The 455-nt window shown below is 61.8% G+C and carries 1 protein-coding gene; it reads left to right on the forward strand.

Annotation, left to right across the window (positions count from 1 at the left end; translation table 11 throughout):
* Nucleotides 1–203: 203 nt before the first annotated feature.
* Nucleotides 204–455 (forward strand): Rv2253/PknI dimerization domain-containing protein (locus RNB18_RS51915; RefSeq protein ID WP_311721046.1); only part of this gene is annotated, 252 nt, incomplete at its 3' end.

Consider the following 455-nt stretch of genomic DNA (forward strand, 5'->3'; position numbering starts at 1 on the left):
TACGACACTGTGGCACGGCTGAATCCGGTTGCCACCGAATGGCCCACTAGGTGGGACATTCTCCGTCAAATCAGCAGCAGAAGTTGCACAGTGAACACTGCCGCGGCGACCGCCGGTGGCCGGTGGACAGAGGAGTTTGGCTCATGCGGGTGTCGACGGCATTCATTGGGGCAGGGGTGGTTACCGCCGCTGCGGTGGCCGGCTTGTGCAGCCCAATCGCCGAAGCGTCCCCAAGCTGGGGCCTCAACGGGACCTACGTCGCCACGTCTAATGGTGAGTGGGCCAAGACGAACGACATCTTCCATGACGAGGCCAGCATTCGCGGCAACTGGACCATCTCCACGACATGCAGTTACCCGAGCGAGTGCACCGGCACGGTCGACACCGACTGGGGATGGAGCGCACCCATCTACAAGAAGAGCGGTGTCTGGTACGTCAAGAAGACCGTGGACAAC

The sequence above is a fragment of the Streptomyces doebereineriae genome, from assembly GCF_031845645.1.
Taxonomy (GTDB): domain Bacteria; phylum Actinomycetota; class Actinomycetes; order Streptomycetales; family Streptomycetaceae; genus Streptomyces; species Streptomyces canus.